This window comes from Verrucomicrobium sp. 3C (assembly GCF_000379365.1).
Taxonomy (GTDB): domain Bacteria; phylum Verrucomicrobiota; class Verrucomicrobiia; order Methylacidiphilales; family Methylacidiphilaceae; genus Methylacidimicrobium.
Genome location: NZ_KB901875.1, coordinates 265,221 through 267,502, shown reverse-complemented (window position 1 = coordinate 267,502; position 2,282 = coordinate 265,221). Strand labels below are relative to the sequence as shown.

3 protein-coding genes and 2 pseudogenes are annotated in these 2,282 nt (G+C 58.3%); 4 read left to right on the top strand and 1 reads right to left on the bottom strand.

Translation table 11 applies throughout. The features are described 5' to 3' along the window. The 3 genes and pseudogenes from A37A_RS20425 to A37A_RS15130 all read left to right on the top strand — a co-directional run. Nucleotides 1-235, top strand: a pseudogene (locus tag A37A_RS20425) (IS630 family transposase); the annotation flags it as partial. Nucleotides 236-277: 42 nt separating this feature from the next. Then, nucleotides 278-811, top strand: a complete 534-nt coding sequence (locus A37A_RS15135; RefSeq protein WP_018289810.1) for a nucleotidyltransferase domain-containing protein — start codon at nucleotides 278-280, stop codon at nucleotides 809-811. After that, entirely contained in the window at nucleotides 798-1,256 is a 459-nt protein-coding gene (locus A37A_RS15130; protein WP_020493858.1) for a HEPN domain-containing protein, read from the top strand. The genes A37A_RS15135 and A37A_RS15130 overlap by 14 nt, the downstream gene beginning before the upstream one ends. 46 nt (nucleotides 1,257-1,302) lie before the next feature. Here the strand turns inward: A37A_RS15130 and A37A_RS0101665 are convergent, their stop codons facing one another. Continuing rightward, on the bottom strand, nucleotides 1,303-1,644 hold the full coding sequence (locus A37A_RS0101665; RefSeq protein ID WP_018289808.1) for a DUF4870 domain-containing protein: 342 nt from the start codon (nucleotides 1,642-1,644) through the stop codon (nucleotides 1,303-1,305). A gap of 501 nt (nucleotides 1,645-2,145) precedes the next feature. Between A37A_RS0101665 and A37A_RS15125 the strand changes: the two are divergent. Beyond that, nucleotides 2,146-2,282, top strand: a pseudogene (locus tag A37A_RS15125) (transposase); the annotation flags it as partial.

Below are 2,282 nucleotides of genomic sequence, written 5' to 3'. Positions count from 1 at the left end.
CCATGCTTCCTGGGTAAACCTCATCGAATGCTTCTTCAGCATCCTGACCCGACAGGGCCTTCAACAGTCTGTTCACAAATCGGGCAAGGACTTAGAGCGCTTCCTCAAGGCTTACTTCGCCAAATACAATGACCACTGTCAGCCCTTCCATTGGACTAAAGGGCCGGAAAAGCTTCAGCACATCATCGAGCTCACCCAGCAATTCCAAGCCGAATATGCTGCTGCGAACTTATGAGTCGATGTACTAGCCTAAAACGGTGGAGGGCAAGAACCCCAGATGAAGCACGGCAAACCGACGGAAGCGACCGAAGAGTTGCGCAAGCTCTTCCCGTTTTGTGTTCAGGCCTGCCAGGAGATCTACGGAGCGGGGCTCCTCGCCCTTTTGCTCTTCGGATCGGTGGCGCGCGGGAATGCGCGGTTCGATTCCGATCTCGATCTGCTCGTCATCGCCGACCGGTTGCCCCCGACGCGCCGGGAGAGATTTGATGCTTTCACCGGCCGTGCGGTGGCGCCGCTTGAGCAGGCGCGGGAAGCTCTCTTCTCGCGCGGATATCCGGCGGAGATCTCCTGGATCTTTCGCACGCCCGAGGAGTTGCGGGAGGGAGCCCCTTTCTTTTTGGACCTCCCAGAAGAGGCGGTGATTCTTTTCGAGCGGGGGCGATTCGCCTCCGAGTTTCTCCGCAGGATCCGGCGGATGCGCGAGCGGGAAGGAGCACAAAGGATCACTCTGGCGGGGGAGGAATGCTGGGACTTTCGAGGACCCGGAGGAAAGGGGGGCTTCGCTTCCTTCGCTCTCGATGACACAAATTGAGTTGGCGCGCGCCTACCTGCGCCTTGTGGAAGACCGCCTGGAGGCTCTCGGCGTCTTCCGAGAGAGAAGATCGTATGCCAATCTCCGGCGGGAGTCGCAGGAGATCGTCGAGCTCGTTCTGAAAGCGGCTCTGCGAGGCTTGGGCATCGATCCTCCGCGCGTTCACGAGGTTGGCAGGCTTTTGGAGCGGGAGCTCGACGCATTGCCCGAAGATCTGAGGGCCGAGGCCGGCACGCTGGTCGGTGCCAGCCGGGAGCCGCGGAAGGATCGCGAGATGAGCTTCTACGGAGAGATTGACTCCGTTCCGACCGAGTGCTTTTCGGCCGCGGAAGGAGAGGAGGCTTACCGGTGGGCAGCCCTGGCCGTCTCCTGGCTCAAGAGGTTTTTGGCCGGCCGGAGTAGCGAACCCGGAAGCAGCACAACGGGCGGCGGACACGAGGAGTGATCGCTGCCCGGATTTCCCCGGAGAGATGGCAAAAGCAGCCTCCCGGTCAGGAGACGAAGCGGAAAATGAGGGGGTACCGGTAGGAAACGCCCTTGGAGACGGTGATCGCCGCTGAAATCATCGTCCAGAGAACGAAGATCCCTAGAGCAAGAAGAAGCGGGAATCCGATCACGATAAGGCAGAGGAGGCCTCCCGCAAGGAAATAGATCGTGAAGGTGATTTGCGCGTTGAGCGCTTCCTTGGCCTGCTCTTTGGCAAAGGTCTCCTTGGCCAGCAGATAGATCAAAAGCGGTATCAGAATCTGGCCGATCGTGACCAAGTAGCCGAAAAAGGGCGCCAAATGGGCGAGCAGGGCGAGATTCCTTCCCTCTTGATTCTCTGTTTCCATGCCTTACTTTTGGCGATGAGATGTCCTCTGTCGAACCAACCTGCCTATCTCACGAGCGTTCTCCTGCGGCTTGCGAAATCGACCCGGCTGCTTCGCTCTCGCTTGGTTTTCCATCCTTGCAGTATGTCTTCATACAGCTCCGGGGGAAAACCGGCGCCGCGCCTTGCATCCAAGCCGATTTGCGGCGCCTCGGCTACAAAAATTGCGAGAAATGGCGGTTAAGACCAATACGGACAGCAGTTTGCGGTGTCAAGGGCAGGACTGGAATCTGTCCGAGAAAAAGGCGATGACCGCCGCCATCCATCGGCCCCGCGGAGCCCGTTCACACCCTCTTCCGTGAGATCCCCGATTCCCGCGATCCAAGCGACCATTTCATAGAGTTTCTGCAAGGAAACCTGCGATTTGAATCGCGGGAGGAATTGCGGTTGCGCGGAACGCAACACGTGATGTAGTCTTTCCGACAAGCAACGAGTTGTCACCAATCGCAATTGTGTTTACAAAACCGCATACCATGTGGTATGGTTCCCGAAGTATCGGATCGACGTGTTGACGGGACCGGTGGCCGAGGAAATGCGAGCGATGCTGGATTCGATTTGCGCGGAACGAGATTGGCCGATGATCTCCAAGGAGATTCAGCC